The sequence below is a fragment of the Streptomyces sannanensis genome (assembly GCF_039536205.1).
GTDB lineage: Bacteria > Actinomycetota > Actinomycetes > Streptomycetales > Streptomycetaceae > Streptomyces > Streptomyces sannanensis.
The window spans coordinates 5,740,413-5,758,649 of sequence record NZ_BAAAYL010000001.1 but is presented as its reverse complement, the minus strand read 5'-3'; the positions used below and the strand labels follow the sequence as shown (position 1 = coordinate 5,758,649).

Sequence of the window (18,237 nt, the reverse complement as noted above, 5' to 3'; positions counted from 1 at the left end):
AGAGCGTCACGCGCCGAGCAGAAGCCCCCGCACCCGCGCCGCCGTCTCCGCGTCGCGCGCCGCGGTGAAGGGGAGCGCGTTGCCGCCCTTGATCCGGAACGGCTCCCCCGCGACCGTCAGATGCGCGCCACCCGCCTCCTCGACGAGCAGCAGGCCCGCCGCGTGGTCCCAGGCGTACTCCCAGGAGAAGACGACCGCGTCGAGCTGGCCCCGCGCGACGTCGAGGTACTCCAGCCCGGCCGAGCCGCAGGCGCGGGTGTGCACGCCGGGCACCCGCAGGCCCAGCAGGGCACGCTTCTGGTCGTCGCTGGTGTAGTCGGGGTGGGACGTGGCGATGTCCAGGACGGCCCCGGGCGCGGGCGAACCGGACCGTATCGACTCACCGTTGAGCCGGGCGCCCCCGCCTCGTACGGCGACCGCCAGCTCGTCCAGCGCGGGGGCGTACGTCCACGAGGCCAGGATCTCGCCGCCGCGCGCGAGGGCGACCAGGGTGCAGAAGCCGGGCTCGCCGTGCACGAACTGGCGGGTGCCGTCGACGGGGTCGACGATCCACACCGGGCCGTCGCCCTGTATCGCCTCGTACACCGAAGGGTCCGCGTGGACCGCTTCCTCGCCGACCACCAGCGAGCCGGGCAGCAACGCGGTGAGGGAGGCGGTCAGATGCTCCTCGGCGCGGCGGTCGGCGACGGTCACCAGATCGTGCGGACCGTTCTTCTCGATGACCTCGTCCTCCGCGAGCTGCCGGAAGCGCGGCATGATCTCCGCTGCGGCCGCCTTGCGGACCGCCTCCTCGACGTCGGACAGCCGGCCTGCGAGAAAGTCTTCGATCATGCCTCCAGCTAACCATGCCCCACTGACAGCGCTCAGCCCACCCTGAAACCGAGCGCCTGCGCGATCACCATGGCCTGCTCCGGACTGATCACGGCCCCCGCTCGCTGGACGGTGAGCGGATCCAGCGCGGACAGATCGCTGCCCCGCAGATCGGCCCCGTCGAGCCGGGCACCGCGCAGTGTCGCCCCGGACAGATCCGTGCCGGTCACGGTCGCCTTCTCCAGTCGCGCGCCCGTGAGGTCCGCTTCCCGCATCCGTACGCCATCGAGAACGGCGCCCCGCAGATCCGCGCCCGGCAGCCCCACGAACGACCAGTCGCCGCCGGCCACCTCCAAGAGCGTGAAGCTCGACTGCCGGAAGAGGCTGCCGACGAACTTGCAGTCCGTGAAGGCCGTGTCGAAGAACGTGCACCGGCGGAAGGTGCAGTTGACGAAGGCCGCGGAGCGGTGCCGCGAGGCATTGAACTTCACGCCGGCGAAGGTGCACTCCTCGAACACCGCGCCGTCGCTCTCGACCTCGGTCCAGTCGGTGTCGAGGAAGGTGCACCGCGTCCAGGTGCGGCCGGAGAGAGCACGGCCGTACCAGTCCTCATCCCGCACGACCGTCTCCTCGTCCGGCCCGGGCGGCTCGGGGGAGGCGGGGTCTGCGTTCGCTCGGGGGCGTCGGGAGGTCATGGCTCCCATTGAACACGCGCCCACTGACAGCGGCACCGGGACAGCGGTCAGGCACGCGGCGTACGTGCCGTCACCAGACCGGACTCGTAGGCGAAGACGACGAGCTGGGCCCGGTCGCGGGCGCCGAGCTTGGTCATGGCACGGCTGATGTGGGTCTTCGCGGTGAAGGGGCTGATCACCATGTATGCGGCGATCTCCTCGTTGGTCAGACCGCGCGCGGCCAGTGCGGTGACCTCGCGTTCACGGCGGGTGAGCATCTCCACTCCGGGAGCCGCGGCGTTGTCCGGCGGGCGGGAGACGAACTCGCCGATCAGCCTGCGGGTGATCGAGGGCGAGAGCAATGCGTCGCCGCGCGCCACGACATCGATGGCCTGGAGCAGTTCGGCGGGTTCGGTGTCCTTGAGCAGAAAGCCGCTCGCGCCGGCGTGCAGGGCTTCGAAGACGTACTCGTCGAGCCCGTAGTTCGTCAGGATGATGACCCGTACCCCGGCCAGCCGGGGGTCCGCGGCGATACGGCGGGTGGCCTCGATCCCGGTCATCACCGGCATCTGCACGTCGACGAGCGCGATGTCGGGAACCTGTTCGCGGACGAGAGCGAGGCCCTGTTCGCCGTCCGACGCCTCGCCCACGACCTCGATGCCGTCCTCGGCGTCGAGCAGGGCACGGAAGCCGGCCCTCATCAGGGCCTGGTCGTCGACGACTGCCACACGGATCACGGTCTCTCCAGAGGTAGTTCGGCGCGTACGGTGAAGCCGCCCTCGGGGCGCGGGCCCGCGTGCAGCAGACCGCCGAGCGCGGTGACGCGCTCACGCATGCCGGTGAGGCCGACGCCCGGGGTGAAGGTCCGTTCCGGGGAGCCACGGCCGTCGTCCGTGACCCGGACGGTGAATTCGTGCGGTCTGTAGGCGAGTTCGACCGTGGCCTCGGCCGGCCCGGCGTGCCGGGCCGCGTTCGTCAGGGCCTCCTGCACGATGCGGTAGGCCGCTCGGTCCACGTCGGCGGGCAGCGGGCGTTCGGTGCCCATGACGGCCACCCGGGTGGCCAGGCCCGCGGCACGTGCCCGGTCGGCGAGTCCGGCGATCCGGCCGACACCGTGCCCCTGCGAGTCGTCCGTGCGCAGCACCTCGAGGGTGGCGCGCAACTCCCGCATCGCCTCTCCGCTTGCCTCCTGGATGGCGAGCAGCGCGGACGGGACCTCCTCACCCCGTTTGCGGGCCAGATGCACGGCCACGCCGGCCTGCAGTTTGACGATCGAGATGGTGTGGGTGAGCGAGTCGTGCAACTCCCGGGCGATCCGCAGCCGTTCCTCGCCGGCCCGGCGCAGCGCCACCTCCTCCCGCGTGCGCTCGGCCTCCAGGGCGCGCTGCTCGGTCTGCCGCAGATATGCCTGCCAGTTGCGGTCGGCGAGGCCTGTCACCACCGCGCACAGGAACCAGCCGACCAGCAGCAGCGTGCGCTCGACGACCTCCCGGGAGGCGAGGTCGGCGGCGAGGAAACCCGCCAGGAAGACTCCGCTCGCGGCCGCGGCCACCAGGCGGTGCCCGACCCGGGCCGCTGTGTGCACGGCGCCGAGCACCGGGAAGGCCGCCCACAGACCGGGCTGCGCATGCAGGGTGTAGCCGAGCATGCTCGCGGTGGAGACGGCCAGGACCGCGAGGGGAGCCCGTCGGTGACCAGCGAGTGCCAAGGAGCCGATCGCCATCAGCGCGTAGTCGAGCGGCCCGGCGGCCGGATCCGGGGTGAAGACCGCCCCCAGGATCAGCGCGGCGCAGACCGCCGCCGCAACTCCCAGGTCGCTCAGGCGTGTTCGGCTGATGTGCTCCCGGCGCATGTCCGCACCCTAGACCCGCCGCCGCGGGTCCGCGTCCCCCGCACGGACGGGCCGTGCGCTACTCCCGTGGGAGTAGTCGGACTGCCTGGGCGGGCCCGGTGGACCGGTGCGTGCTGTCTTCGGCCGTACGACGCCCCGGGGCACCCGGGGGGTCCAGCATCGAGCCACGTCATCGGCCCGCACAGGAAGGCACGACCATGCCCGGACCGTTCCGTTACACCGACCCCACGCCACCGAAGTCCGCGACCGGCCGGACCGCCGAGGTCTACGCCCAGATGGCGACCGACTTCGGGACCGACCGTGCCCCGACCTTCACGGTGCTCTCCTCCGCACCCGAACTGCTCACCGCCACCTGGGCGTTGATGCGCGAGTCGCTGCTCGCCGGACCTGGCACCCGGACCGGCAAGGAGCTCGTCGCCCTCGGGGTGTCGCTGGCGAATCGCTGTCCGTTCTGTGTGGACGCGCACACCATGCTGCTGCACGCCACCGGCGACCACCGGCTCGCCGAGACCGTTGCCCGGGGTGAGACCCCGGCGGATCCGGAGCAGGCACGACTGCTCGCCTGGGGCAAGGCATCCCGCACGCCCGGTGCGCCCAAGCTCACACCGGTGCCGTTCTCCGCCGAGGACGCCCCCGGCCACATCGGCACCGCGCTCGCCTTCCACTTCATCAACCGCATCGTCTCCGCCCTGCTCACCGAGAACGTGCTGCCTTGCGGTGCCCAGAAGATGCGGGCGGTACGCAGCCTGGCCGGCCGGTCCCTGTCCGCGACCGTCCGTCGCGAACTGCTCCCCGGCACAAGCCTCGCCCTGCTGGACGAGCCGGACGCCGCAGGCCCCGCCTGGGCGGCGGGCGGCCCCGTCGGCGCCGCGTACGCGGCGCTGCGCACGGCGGCGACGTCGGGCGCGGGGCTGCTCACGGACGAGGACCGGGCGCTCGTGGCGGAGACGGTCGCGGCCTGGGAGGGATCGCACCCGTCGCTCTCCGGCAGCGAACTGCCCGGCCGGGACCGCCCCGGGGCCCGCCTCGCGCTGCTGGCCGCGCTCGCCCCGTACCGCATCACCGATGAGGACGTCACCGCCTGGCGCACGCAGCAGCACCTCGACCGCTGCCTGGTGCACCTGATCGCCTACGGCGCCTTCGCGGCGGTCGACCGCATCGAGTCCGCGCTCGGTCGCGTAGCGCTCGCCGGCTGACCGGCGCCGTCACCCGCTCCGGAGCACGAGGACCGGTCGCGGTCTCACTGTGCCTCCGGCGGCTTGCCGCGGGCGGCGGACACCTCGACGAACTCCGCCCGGCCGTCTTTGGTCAGGCTGAGGATCGGGACGGCTTTGTTGCGCGGGTTTCCGTTGTTCTGGAAGGAGATGAAGCCGCTCGCGCCGGCGACCTGCTGACGCCCGTCCATCTGGTGGAACATCCGGGCCACGGCGTCACCCGTGACATTGCCCTGCCACCGGGCCGCCATCTGGATGCCGTGCCCGGCGGTGAGCACCGCGTCATGGGCCATGATGGCCTGACCGTCGTCGCGCGGATCGTTGGGGAACCACTGGTCAAGCAGTCCGCCCTTCTGGAAGTACGCCGCCGAGGGCGCGGAGACCGTGGCGGGCGCGCTCCGGTGCATGTCGGGGTGGGCGAGGCCGGTGTAGAGGACCCGTACGCCCGTGGCAGCCGCGTGGGCCAGCTGTTTCGCGGTGAGATTGGTGGTGTCGTCCCCGGCGATGACTGTGAACTGCTGTGTCTGGCATGACCGGTTGGCGATCGCGTCGAGGAAGTGGGTGAGGTGCATGCCCCGCCCCGCGAAGTAGACGACCTGCGGCTTCTGGTCGCACAACTGGCCGGGCATGTAGCGCAGTTCGTTCTCCCAGGCGCCATGCACCGAGGAGTCGTACGTCATGCGCTCCGCGACGAGCCGGTGCCCCGCCTTGTCCGGGAAGGCCTGGGTGAAGGCCGTGCCGAGCGTGGTGGCGTACAGATTGCCCTTGGCGACGTCCTGCACCACCACCGCGGTACGGACCTTCTGCCGCTTCAGATAGGCCGCCGCCGCATAGGCCTCGTCGACATTGGTCGGCGTGACCCGTACGAAACCGCTTATGTCCCTTATGTTGGTGGCGGTCATCGTGCTGGCGACCATCGCGATGCCGTGCTCGGACAGCCGCTTCAGCGCGGCCAGGTTCTCGTCGGTGCTGGGCCCGAGGCCGGCGACGGCGACCAGCCGGTCCTTGCCGCCCTTGCGCTTGATCAGCTCGTCGGTGGTGTGCCGCCAGTGCGCCGAGCGACTGCCCGGGTTGGCGATGAGCAGCCTCAGCTTGGGCGAGGCGGAGAGGTCACCGCGGTTGTGCCGGTACTGGGCCAGATAGGCGCCCTCCAGCTCCCGCCGTATCGACTCCTCGGAATTGCTGTCGTCGCCGGTGAGCGTGAAGGAGGTCATGTAGGCGACGCTGACGTACGGTTCGTCACCGGCGTTCTTCTCGACCCGGCGGTTCTCCTCCATGATCTTCTTCTCGACGGCGCCGAGGTGCTTGGCGAAACGGTACGAGCCGTCCGTCACGCCCACGCACTCATGGTCCGGGCCCCGCTCGACGACCCCGTCCGCGCACCGTGCCCGGCTCTCCTGGATCCAGGACGCCGCGAACCAGCCCACCAGCGCGAGCACCACGGCCGTGGCCGCCCCGAAGGCAACCCGGCGCACGACATGCAGCGGCCACTCGACTCTGACCATCATCACCGGCTCACCCCTCTCCCCCGGCGGTCTGCGGATGGCGCCAATGCCGATAACGTTCCGCCTCGTTGAAGAGGGCCACGATGTCGTTCCTCCGCAGTTGGGACAGTTGGGTGAACCCGTCGGCGATCATGTCGTTCAGCCGCATACCCGGATCGCCGAGCGGATCGCTCCACACCCAGCGCGCGGTGACCAGGCCGCGGATCACCGACTCGGCATCCACCGCCTGCCCCGGCAGGCGCGGCGCGAGCGAGGCCAGCAGTTCCAGCGGGCCGCCGCCGGCGGGGAGCCGGTTGGGGGCGGCGGTGATGGCGTCGTACTCACTGATCCACTGCACCGCCGGCACCTCGGGGAAGCGCCGCACAAGGTGATCGGTCACCTCGTCGATCCGCTCCAGTGCCAGCAGGTGGTACATCTGCTGCACGGGCCGCCGTTCGGTCGTGTAGTGGTCGGCGAGCAGTTCGTGCGCCATCTCCCAGTCGTCCGGGCGCTGGGCCAGCTGCCACAGCAGCAGCCGGCGCAGCCACGGGTGGAGGGCGTGGACCATCGTCCCCGGGCCCGCCAGCAGCCAGCGTGAGCGGATCTCGCCGAACAGCCCCTCCCCCGGGCTGAGCACCCTCGCGCCGACCGCCAGGTCCCGTGCCGCCGCGCACTCGGCGAGGGCGGTGCGCGCGGTGTCGTCGAAGCCCCGTAACAGGTGGTCGAGCGCGGTCTCGGCGAGCGTCCCGGTCTGCTCGCCGATGCGCAGCGGCCGGTCCGGCAGCGTGCGCAGCCACCGGTCCTGCTCCGGTCCGCCCTCCGGCGGCGCCCCGGACTGCCGTAGTACGTCCAGGACTTGGTGCACGGCCCGCGGCAGCCCACCGGTCAGCCGGTGCACGAACGGAGTGAGCCGGGTGAAGGGGGCGAGGTCCGGCCGGCTGCCCAACTGGAGCTCGATCCGGATCCGCACCTCGTCGAGGTTGAGGTCGCGCAGCCGCAGCGGGTACCACCAGCTGTCCTCGCTGTCCCGGGTCGGCCGGTGTGCGTTCCAGTCCGCCAGCGACGCCCGGTCGGGCCCGCGCAGCCGCCACGGCCAGGCGTCCCCGGTGGCCGGTCCCCAGCGGGGCAGCCACCGGTTGGAGCTGGCGACGACGGTGAGCGGGTCACAGTCCAGGCCCGCGACGACCGTGTCGTCGTGCCGGGCGCGGATGAGAAGATCGAGGAAGCGGCGCCCGTACTCCGTATGCGAGTTGTCGAGCAGCAGCAGATACGAGCGGGGCATGAAGGAACGGACCGCATTGCGCCGCAGGTCCTCCAGGAACGCCGAGAACAGCACCCGGTCCAGCCGCTCCTGCTCCTCCTCGTCCCCCTCGTGCCGCCACAGGTTCAGCTCCACCAGCGCTTCCATCGTGTCCTGGCTGCGGGTCAGCGGATGCCGCCCGTACCAGTGCGCGCTCGCGGTCAGCTTCCCGCCGAACACCCGCCCCGGCAGCCTGCGTCTGCCGCGCCTGAGCGCGTCCTGGAACACCGCGAGCGCCACGGACGAGGCGCCCTCCGGCATGCCGACCGCGCCCATGCCCACCTCGAAGAACGCGGCGAGATAGTCCCCGTGCCGTGCCTCGTTCTCCTCCTGGAACCGGTCCAGCTGCCGCTGCACCGCCCGCCGCCCCTCCGCCAGGCTGCGCATTCTCAGCTCCTGGTCGGAGGCGAGCAGCCCCAGGCTGAGCAGGGGGAACTGGGAGCGGCCGTAACGCGGCAGTTTGCGCTCCAGCTGCCGGGCCAGCAGTCCGAGGGCGTAACGGGGCAGGAGGGTCTGGGTGCCGCCGAAATTGACGTATGCGAAGGGGTATTCGGGCCCGAAGTGCTCCATCAGCGCGCTGTGCGCCTCACTGGCCCCGCTGCCACGCGGTCCGAGCAGCATGGTCACCGGCCGCTCCGCGTCCGGCGCCTCCTTCAGGCACGCGTCGACGAGCGACACGATCCCGCTCCGCCCGCGCACCCCGATTCCGCCTCCCGCCTCAGTCACGCTCCGCCCTCCCCGTATCTCCCTTCCCGGTGGGACGAGAATGCCACTCCTGATCGCCAAGTCACCCTGATTTCCGCATCGTTATGAAACAGCGAAGTGGTGCGGCAGGAGGCAGCCGCCGCCGGTCCCTCCCGCGCGGTGGGCAGCAGCCCTGCCCTAGGTGCCCCTCCCGGCAACGTTTGCCCCGTCGCGGCGTCAGGCGCGCACGCTTGCTGCGTTGGCCGAAAACCCAAGGAGCGCTGCTACGAAGGTTTTCGGCCGCCTTGCGATCGCACGCACCGGACCGGACCATGACAACGTCGCCTGCCAGCGCGTCATGACCGCGACCGCGGTCGGCATGCGGCTGGTCGCCTTGGACGCCCGGCTGAAGTACTACAAGGTCACCTGGGCCGACGAGCAGGCGGATTGACCTTCACCCTGGGGGAGGTCGCAGCATCGTGGTGCCGGGCGAAAGTGCTCGGCACGAGGAGGAACGGGCATGGGATTGCTGACCATCGGTGCTTTCGCGAAGGCGTCACGACTTTCACCGAAGGCGCTGCGTCTCTACGACGAGCTCGGACTGCTGACTCCCGTCCGCGTCGACCCGGTGACCGGCTATCGCTTCTACGCCCCGGAACAACTGGACCGGGCGCGGCTGGTGGCCTGGCTCCGTCGGATCGGCATGCCTCTGGCCCGTATCCGGAAGGTGTGCGAGCTGGAGGCCGCGGCGGCGTCCCAGGAGATCCGCGCGTTCTGGAGCGAGGTCGAGGCCGACACCGCCGCACGACGGGACCTGACCGCCTTCCTCGTGGACCAACTGTCCTGGAAGGACCATGAGATGTCTGTACACAGTACGCCCCTGACCATCCGCTACGCCGCACTGTCCGACACCGGCCTGGTCCGCGAGAGCAACCAGGACGCCGCCTACGCCGGACCCCGGCTGCTCGCCGTGGCCGACGGCTTCGGAACCGGCGGAGCTCCCGCCAGCGCGGCTGCCATCGCCGTCCTCAAGCGCCTCGACACGGAGAGCATCCCGGCGGGCAGTCTCCTCAACGTCCTCGAGGACGCCGTCGACCAGGCCCGGCATGCCGTGCGCGACCACGCGGAATCGGGTACGACGCTCACCGCGATGCTGTGGACCGGAGACCGGCTGGCCCTCGTCCACATCGGCGACTCACGCGCCCATCTCCTGCGCGACGGTGAGCTCTTCCAGATCACGCACGACCACACGCTGGTGCAGTCGATGGTCGACGAGGGACGTCTCACCCCGGAGGAAGCCGTCTCGCATCCCCAGCGATCACTGCTGATACGCGCCCTGGCGGCCGGCACCGACGTCACTCCCGAGATGCGCCTGCACGACGTCCGCCCCGGCGACCGCTATCTGCTCTGCTCCGACGGCCTGTCCACGGTCGTGCCGACGGAGGAGGTCTGCCGGGTGCTCTCCACGATCACCGACCCCGAGCAGGCGGTCCGCGAACTCATCACCCTGGCCAACCGCTCCGGCGGTCCGGACAACGTCAGCTGTGTGGTGGCCGATGTGCTGGAGCTCGGCTGATACGCACGCACGACAAGGAGATCGGTGTGGAGCGGTACGCGCACTGCCGCTTCTTCCTGCTGTCCATGGACCATGAGTCGACGCCGGAGGGGAAGAGGAGTCACGCCTTCTACCGGGAACTCGGTTTCCTCTCCTACGAGGAGAAGAGGATGGCCGGATTCGGTCTGCCGAGGCACCGGCCGGCCCGCGAGGACATGACCGCGTGACTCCTGTCGTTCAGGGCAGATCCGCTCCGCAGGCCGGCCGGCGGAGCGGATCTGCCGACTCGCGCTTCCAGCCGACCGCGCACCGGTCCCGCACCGTCCTGCCCATCAGCAGTACATACAGCACAAGCCATGGCTGCGCCATGCCTCCCGCAATCACGCCTCGATGCGGGCTCACACTGTTGCGGACCAGGTGGTGCCGGTCATTGGTTCTCCCGTGTTGCTTCGAAGGTGTCACACTGCAGGGCGTACGAGGTGCCCGTCTTGGCAGCGTTCAAGCGCCGGTAATAGTCGGCCTTCTCTTCGCATGTCATGTCGTACGCGCCGCACGAGACAGGATCGTTCTTGGGAGGGTCGCAGTCCAGGGGCTCCTGCGGCGCGTACGGGCTGGGCGGCCGCGCCGGGGCGGTGCTGTTGTTGAGGATCTCGGTGGCCGAGTATCCGACAACGCTGACGGCCAGGGCCACAGCCGAGAAGATGACGCCGAAGCGCGAGCGGCGGGCCGGTTCGGGCCCCTGGCTGGTGTGCCCGGCGGTCCCGGATTGGGGATCAGTCATCTTGGGCCGCTTCCTCCACGCTGGTGTACCTGGTGAACGTGGCTGCCGACAAACCGTGTCCGTGTTGTCTTCGCCGTCGCGAGTATCGCGCTGCCCCAGCTGGCCCGCGCACCCAAGGGGAGGAGTGCGGCAATGGTGAGATCGACCGGGTCGAGCCGCTTGGTGAAGGGGACGAAACCGCCGATCGCGAGTGCTCCAGGAAGGAGGGCAAGGATGGCCCGGAAGGCTTTCGTGGTGTTCCCCATGGTGTGCTGAATGGGAGTGCCAAGGTAGCGGCCGCGTACACAAACGCGGGGCGTACCACCCGGATCGCCTGCCACAGCGGAGCCATCCCAAAATCGACCGATCGAGGAGTCATCATGAGCCCCACCCACAGAGGGCCTCAAGACATAACCTGACAGTGTCGAGCTGCGAGGAGAGAGGCAGGGCCGTTCTGTCTCCCGATGCTACCCCGGACCCGTACGCCGAACCGATCGCGTTCGGCCAGCGCATGTATTCCTCCGCGAACGCCGCGGCATGACCCGCCAGTTCCTCGCCGGATTCGTCGGGATGTCCCCATCGTGGGTGAAGCGCGTCGAGAACGGCCAACTGCAAGCGCCAGGCCTCGAAATGATACTGCGCATCGCCGAGGCACTGAGGGTGAGGAACCTCGCCGACCTGACGGGGCACCCGGACACGCACGTCGACCTGTTCGCAGGCCCAGGTCACCGGCGGCTCGCCGCGGTTCGCGCTGCCATCAACTTGTACCCATTCACGGGCCGGTTGGAAGCGCATCCCGCCGTACGAGGACGACGAGGAGGACGGCGGCGAGGGCTGACGCCCCGCGCACCGGACCCGGTCGCTCACGAGTGGAGCGGCCGGGCCCGGCACATTCGGTGATGCCGCGTCAGCAGTTCGGGATCACGCTGCCGTTGTTGTCACGCGCTTCGTCGTTGCCCCAGCGCGACAAGTAGTACGCGGAGACGTACGCTCCACGCCCGTTCTTGCCCGCGTAGGTGGTGTCGAGGTCTGTCTTCAGCCACCAGTGGTTGTAGGTGCCGTTCGCGCCGCGGATCTCCTGGCCCCACACCTTGCAGTACACGTAGTTGGTTCCCGCGTTCAGCACACCCTGCGGGTCGTTGGTGTTCGGCTGCGCGTAGCCCGTGGCGTTGGCGAAGGTGTCGACCCAGTACTTGCTGGTGCCGCAGCCGTTGTCGCTGGTCAGGTGGTAGCTGCCGTACGAACTGGGGTAGGCGAGCGAGGTTCCGTTGATCTTGATCTTCTGGCCGACGCCGTTGTAGAGCTGCTCGTAGTGGATGTGCGCGCCGGAGCTGTTGCCGGTGCTGCCGGTGGTGCCGATCTGCTGCCCCTGGCTGACATACGCGCCGCTGGCGACGGAGAAGGCGCTCAGGTGGAAGTAGTACGTCTGCCAGCCGCCGCCATGGTCGATCTTGATGTAGTTGCCGGCGCCGCTCGCCTGATAGTGCTGGGTGGCGGTTCCGGCGGCTGAGGCGAGCACGGGCGAGCCGTTGGTGGTGCCGCCGTCACTGCGGACGAAGTCCAGCGCCTCCCGGACCTCGGTCGAGTGGTGACTGTACGTCCATGTCTGGCCACAGGCGAAGGGGGCTTTGAAGAGGGGCGCCGCCTGCGCGGGCGTCGCCATGAGCAGGCCGCCCACGAGGGCCATGAGGCCCAGCAGGGCAATGCGTATCGATCGCAATGCTCTCTCCGAACTACGAAGCGTGTGGAGGATTGATGTCCGCATACGCGGACGGGCCCAGAATGCCGCATCGTGATGTGTCCACGACAGCCCCCTCGGGAAAGATCCTCGGAGCACGCCGATGCCACCGGTCCCCGCAACCACGGTGGCTCGCATCCGCCCACCCCCGGCCCAGCCAGGCGTGGCAGGCGTGGAGCGACGATGGTGTCGCCATGCTGCCGCTCGGCGACCGGTTCGCTGCTGTCCGAACTGCGCGCCTCGCACCCCGGCCACGCACACCCGAGCAGCCGTCCTCGCGGAAGGCCTGCGGCGTGCCCGGCACGTCTGACCCTGCCCGCCGCACCGGCAGGACCGCGGTACCGGTCAGCCGACGGCGCGCGAATCCCGCACCATGCTCCCCATCAGCAGCACGTACAACAGCAGCGACGAGCCGAGGCCGACCGCCCATCCGTAGTCGGCCAGGGGCTTCAGGAACGGGATCAGGCCGTCCGTCGGGAACGGGCCCTTGCCCGGCTGGCTGTACGAGCCGCCCACCGCCAGCACTCCACCTACCACGAACGCCGCCACCGCGCGCAGGTTCCAGCCGGACGTGTACCAGTAGCGGCCACCCGGGCGGTACAGGTCGACCAGGTCCAGGGCCGTCCTCCGTACGATCCAGTAGTCGGCGATCAGGATCCCCGCGACCGTGCCGAGCAGGCCGCCGACCACGCCCAGCCAGGTGAAGATGTACAGCTCCGGCGTCGAGGTGAGCTTCCAGGGGATGACGACGCCGACCACACCCGTGATCAGCGCGCCCGTGCGGAAGTTGATGAACCGTGGGGCCAGGTGCGCCAGGTCGCACGCCGGGGAGACCACGTTCGCCGCGATGTTGACGGAGATCGTCGCGATCAGCACCGTCACCAGGGCGAACAGCAGGCCGAAGACGTTGTCGGTCTTGCCGGCCAGTGCGACCGGGTCCCAGATCGGGGCCCCGTACACCGCCTGCGAACCCGAGGTGACCAAGACCGACAGGAGGGCAAAGGCGGTCATGGTGGTGGGGAGGCCGAGGGTCTGGCCCCACACCTGGGCGTGCCGGCCGCGGCCGAAGCGGGTGAAGTCCGGGATGTTCAGCGACAGTGTCGCCCAGGACAACCAGGCACTACCCCAACAGTTACGCCATCTGTCGCGCGTCAGGTGTCGAAGTTTGCATGCAGAGAGAGGGTGCCGCCGAGGGCGGCGACGTAGGCGGCGAGGGTGTCCAGCTGGGGACTGTTGGTGCCGCTTTCGAGGCGGGCCACGCGGGCCTGACTGACTCCGAGCCGGGCGGCCAGGGCGCGTTGGCTGAGGCCGCGGGCTTCGCGGAGCTGCCGGAGGAAGGGGGCGACGTCTTCGGGGTTGGTGCGCAGTTGGGTTTCGGCGTGCATGACTGCCTCCGTGGGGCCTCAGTCCACCGAACCGCGCGGGGCGATCCATCGGTGCGGCTGTCCGGTGGCCTTGGCGATCGTTTCGAAGTCGGCGTCGTAGTGCAGGATGGTCAGGTCGGAGAGTTCCGCGGTTGCCGCGACCATCAGGTCCACCGCTCCTGGGCCGTGGTGTTGTCCTGAGGCGACCAGGAGGTCCTGGATCTGGCGGGCGCGCAGGAGAGTGCGTTCCGGTGCTGGGGTCCAGCTGAAGGCGTCGTGGAGGTAGCGCTCGAGGAGGGCGCGTTTTCCCGGCCTCCGGCCGCCCGCACCAGTTCGAGTTCGGTCACCTCGCATACGCTGACGCGTCCGGCGTCGAGGACCTGGGTCCACTCTCGCTCCACGCGCGGTAGGCGGAAGAGGCGGTTGCAGGCGCTCGTGTCGATGAGGAAGGACTCGCTCACGCTGTCGGCGCCTCGCCGAAGGCCCCGCCTTCGTGGGCAAGCTCGCTGAGCCGACGCCGGGCGGCCCGGCGCTGGTAGATCGCGCCGACCGCGATTTCGACGGCCCGGGAGAGGGTCTCGCTGTCGTCCTCGGTGTGCAGGAGCTGCTTCACCTCGGTGAGGCGGTCGTCGTCGATCTCGATGGTGATCGTGGCCATGGAGTCCTCCTCTGCAGTGGCGTGCGCCACAATGATAACAAATTGGTTATTGCGGGGTGTGATCACGCCCTGTCTCTGTCCCGGTGAGGGGCCGACGCAAGGGGGTCCAGCTCCGCTACGGCCTGACCTACGGCCGGCCCCGCACCCTGGAGGAGATCGGACGGATCTTCGGCGTGAACGCGCGAACGCATCCGCCAGATCGAGTACCCTCAACAAGCTGCGGGACCACTCCTTCGCCGACCGGCTCAGGGGCTACCTCGACTAGGCTAGACGCCCTGACTGTGGACGACGGGCGGCCCGCGCCCCGCCGCCGTCGGCGGGGCGGTAACCCGCCTACCGCCAGTCGAGGCGCCCGTCGATCACGCGCGGCGCGGCGTCGTCCCCGAAGCCCCGCCCCTCGCACAGCGCGTTGGCGACCGCGGTCAGGTAGGCGGCAAACGTCGCCTCCCCCGGGTTCGGAATTTCGGCCTCGGCGTAGTCGCCGAGCAGCCCATACCCCTGGCCGGGGGTGCAGTCGACAAAGCTGCCGTAGAAGCCGTCCGGGTCGATGGTAGTGATCGGCAGGTACCGCTGCCCGGGCTCGTCGTCCAGGCGCGCGGCCGCGACCGGGCCCTCGAACCACGCTCCCAGGTTCTCCAAGGGGCCGACCCCCTCACCATCGGGCAGGAAGTACCCGGTCGGCTCGGGGGCATCGCGGGATGTGGGCCAGTCGAAATCCAAGACTGGCCCAGTGCCATTGCGCACCAGGTAGAAGGCGCGCACATCGGCCGGGACCGTCAAATCGAGACCCTGTTCCAGCGAGCGGAGCTCGCCCTCCGTCGCGGGCGCGGGCAACCGCTGGAAGGTGCGGGGCGCATGTTCCTTTAACCACATCTCGATCCGCGCCCAGGCGACGAGGGCCTGTTCGGCCCGTATCTGATTACCGGTCATAGCACGGACCATAGCCATGAGGTATGACATCGGCTGCTGGCCGCCGACAATGCCTGCTGAGCGCCCACCGCCGAACGCGACCATGAGAACCTGAGGCGCCGCCGAAGGGCCAGGAATGGAAGGGAGCGATGACGAAGCCATCACCACAAGGTCGAACCGTACTTCGCCGCCGTTCCTGGCCCGTCCTCTGCGGAATAGCCGTCACGGCCCTCGGCATCGGAATGCTGTCGGCCGTCTGGAAGGTCACCTCGGTGAACGGCTTCCGCATGGGCTGGCAGGGAATCCCCGTCTACTTGGCCCTGGCAGCAATCCTGGGCCGAATCGTCACCTGCAAGGTCGTCCTGCACGAGGCCACACTGGTCGTCATCAATCCCCTGCGCACCCACACCATCCCACGGTCCGCCCTCGCCCGAGCCGAGGTGGACGACCACGGCACCCTGGAGCTGCACCTCCACCACGACGACAAGCGCATCCCGTCGTTCGCGTTCGGCGGCTCACTCGTCGACCGCATCAAGGGCACCAGCGAGGAAGCGGCCCACACCATAACCACCTGGCTGAACACTCCCCACCCACCAACTGCCGACCTCCACACCCAAACCCACTGGACATGCTCCCCCTACGCCGACACCGCCCTCGCTCTCTGCGCGGCGACCTCAGCCGCGGGCGTCCTCTGGATGGCGCTCAGCGGGGGTTCTTGACTGCTCCCCTCCCTGAAGGGGAGGGGATTCCTGGCTCACGCTGCCTCCGGGAGCGGCGCTCCCGGAGGTCTTCCGCCGTCGGCACCAGCGGGGTCCAGACCAGCCCGGACGAGCATCACGCGGGCGGAGTTCTTGTCCCTGGGGACACCGCTTCGCACGTGGTGCAGGTGTAGGTACACGTCAAGCTTAGAAGACGAGCCTCCAGCTGTCGATGTAGCCCGTGTCGCGGCGCTCCTGGTCCTGGACCCGGAGCCTCCAGGTGCCGTTGGCGACCTGGCTGGAGGCGTCCACCGTGTAAGTGGCGCGCAGGTTGGCGCCCGAGTCGCGCCAGTTCCACTTCCTCAGCGGGTACACCGTGCCGTCGGGGGCGACCAGGTCGATGACCAGGTCACCGCGGTAGGTGTGCTTGATGTCCACGTCCACCCTGAGGTCGCTCGGCGCCTGGCCCGAGAGCCCGGTGACGTCGACGTCCGAGAAGACCTGGGGGCCCGGGACACCCGCGCCCCCGTCCGGGATCGACACGTCGGTGGTGTTCTCGACGATGCCCCTGGCGACGTACCAGGTGAACGTCGTCGAGGTGAGGCTGTGCCTGGAGCCTCTGACGGTGACGGTGACCTCGCTGGTGCCCAGCGTGGTGGGGGTGCCGGTGATGAGGCCGGTGTGGCGGTTGATGGTCATGCCCGCGGGGAGGCCTGTGGCGAAGTACCTGAGGCGACCGGGGTTGAAGCCGGTGGCCTGGATCTGGAAGCCGGCGGCGGTGTCGACCGCGCTGGTCTGGGGGCCGGGGTTGGTCAGCAGGATGCCGTCGACGACGCGCGGGCCGACATTGACGGCGGCCCAGGCGTTGGCGGCGTTGATGTAGGTGTCGCTGCCCAGCCCGTACAGGTCGGCGGCGGCCTGGAGGGTGGCGGTGCGGGCACCGGCGTAGTCGGTGGACGAGGTCATATAGGTGGTGAGGGCCTTGTACCAGATCTTGGCGGCGGCGTCCCGGCCGATCGCGGTGACCGGCAGGCCGTCGGAGGTCGGGGAGTCGTAGTCCACGCCGCCCACGGTCTTGGCGCCGCTGCCCTCGGAGGCAAGGTAGAACCAGTGGTTGGCCGGGCCGGAGGAGTAGTGGACGTCGATGGAGTCGATACCGGTGTACCAGGCGTCGGCGGACCTTCCGTCCTTGGAGGGCTTGTCCATGTAGCGCAGCGGGGTGCCGTTGCCGCGGATGTCGATCTTGTCGCCGTTGAGGTAGTCGCCGGGGTCGGAAGCGTTGTCGGCCCAGAACTCCACGGCGGCGGCCATGATGTCGGAGGTGGCCTCGTTGAGGCCGCCGGACTCACCGCGGTAGATCAGGCCCGCGGTGTTGGAGGTGACGCCGTGGGTCATCTCGTGAGCGGCGATGTCGATGGCGGTGAGCGGCTTGGCGTTGGCCGCGCCGTCGCCGTAGGTCATGCAGAAGCAGCGGTCGTCCCAGAACGCGTTGACGTAGTTGGTCCCGTAATGGACGCGTGTGTAGGCGCCGACGCCGTCGTCCTTGATGCCGTTGCGGCCGTGGACGTCCTTGTAGTAGTCCCAGGTGAGCTGGGCGCCGTAGGCGGCGTCCACTGCGGCGGTCTGCCGGTCGCCGGTGGTGCCGTCGCCCCAGGTGTCGTCCGGGTCGGTGAACAGCGTGCCGGTACCGGTGCCGTTACCGCCGTTGAGGTCGTAGGTCTTGTGGCCGCCGCGGGTGCCGTCGGTCATCGAGTAGCTGCCGTCGGCCGGTGTGGTGCCGATGGTGACCTGGCCGGAGTACTTGCTGTTGCCGACGCCGGTCTCGATGCCCTGGAACTCGAACAGCTTCGCGCCGGTCTTGGCGTCGGTGATGACGTGCAGCTCGGAAGGGGTGCCGTCGGCCTGGGTGCCGCCGACCACCGTCTCCCAGGCCAGGGTCGGGGTGCCGGACGCGGCCCAGACGACCTTACGGGCGGTGCCGGCCGTCGCCTTCGCGACGCCCTTGGCCTTGGCGCGGCCCAGCGCGAAGGTCTTCGCGGAGCCGGCGCTCTTGGCGGCGGTGGTGGAGGCGACGGTGATGGTCGCGTCGGTGGCCTTGGTGACGCCCTTGGCGGAGCCGTTCGCGGCGGTGTGGACGACCAGGTCGCCGCCCAGGACCGGCAGTCCGGCGAAAGTCCGCTCGTAGCGGGTGTGCAGGCTGCCGTCCGCGTCCTTCAGGACGGACTTGACGATCAGCGCCTCCTGCGACCCCAGGTGCAGCGACCTGGCGGTCACCGCCCGGGACGCGTTCGCCGCGGCCAGCAACTCGCCACGCTCTGACGGCGACAACTGCACCGACAGTGCGCCGGCGCGGGCCTGGGCCTTGGCCGGGGCCTGGCTCACGGTGTCGGCGGTGGCGACACCGGCCGGCAGCGCGGCCGCGATCATCGCGGCGCCGGCTATCAACGCGCTCGCGGCGAAAGCCTTTCGGGGGGATCGAGTCACACGGAACTCCTTCTGCGGCAGCCGGGTGTGTACGGCCGGAGTCAGCCGGGCAG

20 protein-coding genes and 3 pseudogenes are annotated in these 18,237 nt (G+C 69.9%); 7 read left to right on the top strand and 16 right to left on the bottom strand.

Translation table 11 applies throughout. The features are described from left to right. Nucleotides 1–6: 6 nt before the first annotated feature. Genes ABD858_RS26975 through ABD858_RS26960 form a run of 4 tightly spaced genes read right to left on the bottom strand, consistent with a single transcriptional unit; the run spans nt 7 to nt 3,336 of the window. Entirely contained in the window at nt 7–831 is an 825-nt protein-coding gene (locus tag ABD858_RS26975; protein WP_345042198.1) for an inositol monophosphatase family protein, read from the bottom strand. A 32-nt stretch (nt 832–863) separates the two neighbouring features. Continuing rightward, the gene (locus ABD858_RS26970; RefSeq protein ID WP_345042196.1) at nt 864–1,505 is read right to left on the bottom strand and encodes a pentapeptide repeat-containing protein; all 642 of its coding nucleotides are present in this window, start codon (nt 1,503–1,505) and stop codon (nt 864–866) included. 47 nt (nt 1,506–1,552) lie between these two features. Continuing rightward, nucleotides 1,553–2,221, bottom strand: coding sequence for a response regulator (locus ABD858_RS26965; RefSeq protein ID WP_345042193.1), 669 nt, complete (start codon nt 2,219–2,221; stop codon nt 1,553–1,555). Next, nucleotides 2,218–3,336 carry a sensor histidine kinase gene (locus tag ABD858_RS26960; RefSeq protein WP_345042191.1) on the bottom strand — a complete coding sequence of 373 codons (1,119 nt, stop codon included), beginning with the start codon at nt 3,334–3,336 and terminating at the stop codon, nt 2,218–2,220. The genes ABD858_RS26965 and ABD858_RS26960 overlap by 4 nt, the downstream gene beginning before the upstream one ends. A gap of 197 nt (nt 3,337–3,533) precedes the next feature. On the opposite strand from ABD858_RS26960, the gene ABD858_RS26955 reads away from it, so the two are divergent. Continuing rightward, nucleotides 3,534–4,532 (top strand): carboxymuconolactone decarboxylase family protein, encoded by a 999-nt coding sequence (locus ABD858_RS26955; protein ID WP_345042189.1) that lies wholly within the window; start codon nt 3,534–3,536, stop codon nt 4,530–4,532. A 44-nt stretch (nt 4,533–4,576) separates the two neighbouring features. Here ABD858_RS26955 and ABD858_RS26950 read toward each other — a convergent pair whose 3' ends face one another. Beyond that, nucleotides 4,577–6,058, bottom strand: a complete 1,482-nt coding sequence (locus tag ABD858_RS26950) for a type 1 periplasmic-binding domain-containing protein (RefSeq protein ID WP_345044917.1) — start codon at nt 6,056–6,058, stop codon at nt 4,577–4,579. 7 nt (nt 6,059–6,065) lie between these two features. Beyond that, on the bottom strand, nt 6,066–8,060 hold the full coding sequence (locus ABD858_RS26945; RefSeq protein WP_345042187.1) for a hypothetical protein: 1,995 nt from the start codon (nt 8,058–8,060) through the stop codon (nt 6,066–6,068). Between the two features lie 217 nt (nt 8,061–8,277). Between ABD858_RS26945 and ABD858_RS26940 the strand changes: the two genes are divergently transcribed. The 3 genes from ABD858_RS26940 to ABD858_RS26930 all read left to right on the top strand — a co-directional run bounded on the left by ABD858_RS26940 (nt 8,278) and on the right by ABD858_RS26930 (nt 9,800). Next, complete coding sequence (locus ABD858_RS26940; RefSeq protein WP_345042186.1) at nt 8,278–8,469, top strand: hypothetical protein; 192 nt, start codon at nt 8,278–8,280, stop codon at nt 8,467–8,469. A gap of 69 nt (nt 8,470–8,538) precedes the next feature. Next, a complete protein-coding gene (locus ABD858_RS26935; RefSeq protein WP_345042183.1) occupies nt 8,539–9,594 on the top strand; it encodes a MerR family transcriptional regulator in 1,056 nt (351 codons plus the stop codon). A gap of 26 nt (nt 9,595–9,620) precedes the next feature. Next, entirely contained in the window at nt 9,621–9,800 is a 180-nt protein-coding gene (locus ABD858_RS26930) for a hypothetical protein (RefSeq protein WP_345042181.1), read from the top strand. Nucleotides 9,801–9,810: 10 nt separating this feature from the next. On the opposite strand, the gene ABD858_RS26925 is transcribed toward ABD858_RS26930, so the two are convergent. Together ABD858_RS26925 and ABD858_RS26920 are read right to left on the bottom strand one after the other, a co-directional pair. Next, the gene (locus ABD858_RS26925; RefSeq protein WP_345042179.1) at nt 9,811–9,942 is read right to left on the bottom strand and encodes a hypothetical protein; all 132 of its coding nucleotides are present in this window, start codon (nt 9,940–9,942) and stop codon (nt 9,811–9,813) included. 58 nt (nt 9,943–10,000) lie between these two features. After that, complete coding sequence (locus ABD858_RS26920; RefSeq protein WP_345042177.1) at nt 10,001–10,354, bottom strand: hypothetical protein; 354 nt, start codon at nt 10,352–10,354, stop codon at nt 10,001–10,003. Nucleotides 10,355–10,870: 516 nt separating this feature from the next. Here ABD858_RS26920 and ABD858_RS36895 point away from each other — a divergent pair. Next, a complete protein-coding gene (locus tag ABD858_RS36895; protein ID WP_425586258.1) occupies nt 10,871–11,233 on the top strand; it encodes a helix-turn-helix domain-containing protein in 363 nt (120 codons plus the stop codon). A 7-nt stretch (nt 11,234–11,240) separates the two neighbouring features. On the opposite strand, the gene ABD858_RS26910 is transcribed toward ABD858_RS36895, so the two are convergent. The 5 genes and pseudogenes from ABD858_RS26910 to ABD858_RS26890 all read right to left on the bottom strand — a co-directional run bounded on the left by ABD858_RS26910 (nt 11,241) and on the right by ABD858_RS26890 (nt 14,093). Continuing rightward, nucleotides 11,241–12,053 (bottom strand): M23 family metallopeptidase, encoded by an 813-nt coding sequence (locus tag ABD858_RS26910; protein ID WP_345042174.1) that lies wholly within the window; start codon nt 12,051–12,053, stop codon nt 11,241–11,243. A gap of 363 nt (nt 12,054–12,416) precedes the next feature. After that, a pseudogene (locus ABD858_RS26905) lies at nt 12,417–13,178 on the bottom strand (cytosine permease); the annotation flags it as partial. 44 nt (nt 13,179–13,222) lie between these two features. Beyond that, nucleotides 13,223–13,456 carry a helix-turn-helix domain-containing protein gene (locus ABD858_RS26900; RefSeq protein WP_345042172.1) on the bottom strand — a complete coding sequence of 78 codons (234 nt, stop codon included), beginning with the start codon at nt 13,454–13,456 and terminating at the stop codon, nt 13,223–13,225. 18 nt (nt 13,457–13,474) lie between these two features. Beyond that, nucleotides 13,475–13,789, bottom strand: a complete 315-nt coding sequence (locus ABD858_RS26895) for a PIN domain-containing protein (protein ID WP_345042170.1) — start codon at nt 13,787–13,789, stop codon at nt 13,475–13,477. A 103-nt stretch (nt 13,790–13,892) separates the two neighbouring features. Beyond that, the gene (locus tag ABD858_RS26890) at nt 13,893–14,093 is read right to left on the bottom strand and encodes a hypothetical protein (protein ID WP_345042167.1); all 201 of its coding nucleotides are present in this window, start codon (nt 14,091–14,093) and stop codon (nt 13,893–13,895) included. A 95-nt stretch (nt 14,094–14,188) separates the two neighbouring features. Here ABD858_RS26890 and ABD858_RS26885 point away from each other — a divergent pair. Next, a pseudogene (locus ABD858_RS26885) lies at nt 14,189–14,358 on the top strand (sigma factor-like helix-turn-helix DNA-binding protein); the annotation flags it as partial. 68 nt (nt 14,359–14,426) lie between these two features. Here the strand turns inward: ABD858_RS26885 and ABD858_RS26880 are convergent. After that, nucleotides 14,427–15,023, bottom strand: coding sequence for an SMI1/KNR4 family protein (locus ABD858_RS26880; protein ID WP_345042165.1), 597 nt, complete (start codon nt 15,021–15,023; stop codon nt 14,427–14,429). A gap of 128 nt (nt 15,024–15,151) precedes the next feature. Between ABD858_RS26880 and ABD858_RS26875 the strand changes: the two genes are divergently transcribed. Beyond that, nucleotides 15,152–15,721 (top strand): hypothetical protein, encoded by a 570-nt coding sequence (locus tag ABD858_RS26875; protein WP_345042163.1) that lies wholly within the window; start codon nt 15,152–15,154, stop codon nt 15,719–15,721. 35 nt (nt 15,722–15,756) lie between these two features. Here ABD858_RS26875 and ABD858_RS26870 read toward each other — a convergent pair. After that, a pseudogene (locus tag ABD858_RS26870) lies at nt 15,757–15,896 on the bottom strand (RNA-guided endonuclease TnpB family protein); the annotation flags it as partial. A gap of 11 nt (nt 15,897–15,907) precedes the next feature. Next, entirely contained in the window at nt 15,908–18,127 is a 2,220-nt protein-coding gene (locus ABD858_RS26865) for a M4 family metallopeptidase (protein ID WP_425586351.1), read from the bottom strand. Between the last annotated feature and the right edge of the window lie 110 nt (nt 18,128–18,237).

What these genes read in the sequence shown, in the direction of transcription:
- ABD858_RS26975 (WP_345042198.1), bottom strand. Translation starts at nt 831, where the DNA reads ATGATCGAAGACTTTCTCGCAGGCCGGCTGTCCGACGTCGAGGAGGCG.
- ABD858_RS26865 (WP_425586351.1), bottom strand. Translation starts at nt 18,127, where the DNA reads ATGATCGCGGCCGCGCTGCCGGCCGGTGTCGCCACCGCCGACACCGTG.
- ABD858_RS26935 (WP_345042183.1), top strand. Translation starts at nt 8,539, where the DNA reads ATGGGATTGCTGACCATCGGTGCTTTCGCGAAGGCGTCACGACTTTCA.
- ABD858_RS26920 (WP_345042177.1), bottom strand. Translation starts at nt 10,354, where the DNA reads ATGACTGATCCCCAATCCGGGACCGCCGGGCACACCAGCCAGGGGCCC.
- ABD858_RS26960 (WP_345042191.1), bottom strand. Translation starts at nt 3,336, where the DNA reads ATGCGCCGGGAGCACATCAGCCGAACACGCCTGAGCGACCTGGGAGTT.
- ABD858_RS26950 (WP_345044917.1), bottom strand. Translation starts at nt 6,058, where the DNA reads ATGATGGTCAGAGTCGAGTGGCCGCTGCATGTCGTGCGCCGGGTTGCC.
- ABD858_RS26875 (WP_345042163.1), top strand. Translation starts at nt 15,152, where the DNA reads ATGACGAAGCCATCACCACAAGGTCGAACCGTACTTCGCCGCCGTTCC.
- ABD858_RS26955 (WP_345042189.1), top strand. Translation starts at nt 3,534, where the DNA reads ATGCCCGGACCGTTCCGTTACACCGACCCCACGCCACCGAAGTCCGCG.
- ABD858_RS26970 (WP_345042196.1), bottom strand. Translation starts at nt 1,505, where the DNA reads ATGACCTCCCGACGCCCCCGAGCGAACGCAGACCCCGCCTCCCCCGAG.
- ABD858_RS26900 (WP_345042172.1), bottom strand. Translation starts at nt 13,456, where the DNA reads ATGCACGCCGAAACCCAACTGCGCACCAACCCCGAAGACGTCGCCCCC.
- ABD858_RS26890 (WP_345042167.1), bottom strand. Translation starts at nt 14,093, where the DNA reads ATGGCCACGATCACCATCGAGATCGACGACGACCGCCTCACCGAGGTG.
- ABD858_RS36895 (WP_425586258.1), top strand. Translation starts at nt 10,871, where the DNA reads ATGACCCGCCAGTTCCTCGCCGGATTCGTCGGGATGTCCCCATCGTGG.
- ABD858_RS26895 (WP_345042170.1), bottom strand. Translation starts at nt 13,789, where the DNA reads ATGCGAGGTGACCGAACTCGAACTGGTGCGGGCGGCCGGAGGCCGGGA.
- ABD858_RS26880 (WP_345042165.1), bottom strand. Translation starts at nt 15,023, where the DNA reads ATGACCGGTAATCAGATACGGGCCGAACAGGCCCTCGTCGCCTGGGCG.
- ABD858_RS26925 (WP_345042179.1), bottom strand. Translation starts at nt 9,942, where the DNA reads ATGGCGCAGCCATGGCTTGTGCTGTATGTACTGCTGATGGGCAGGACG.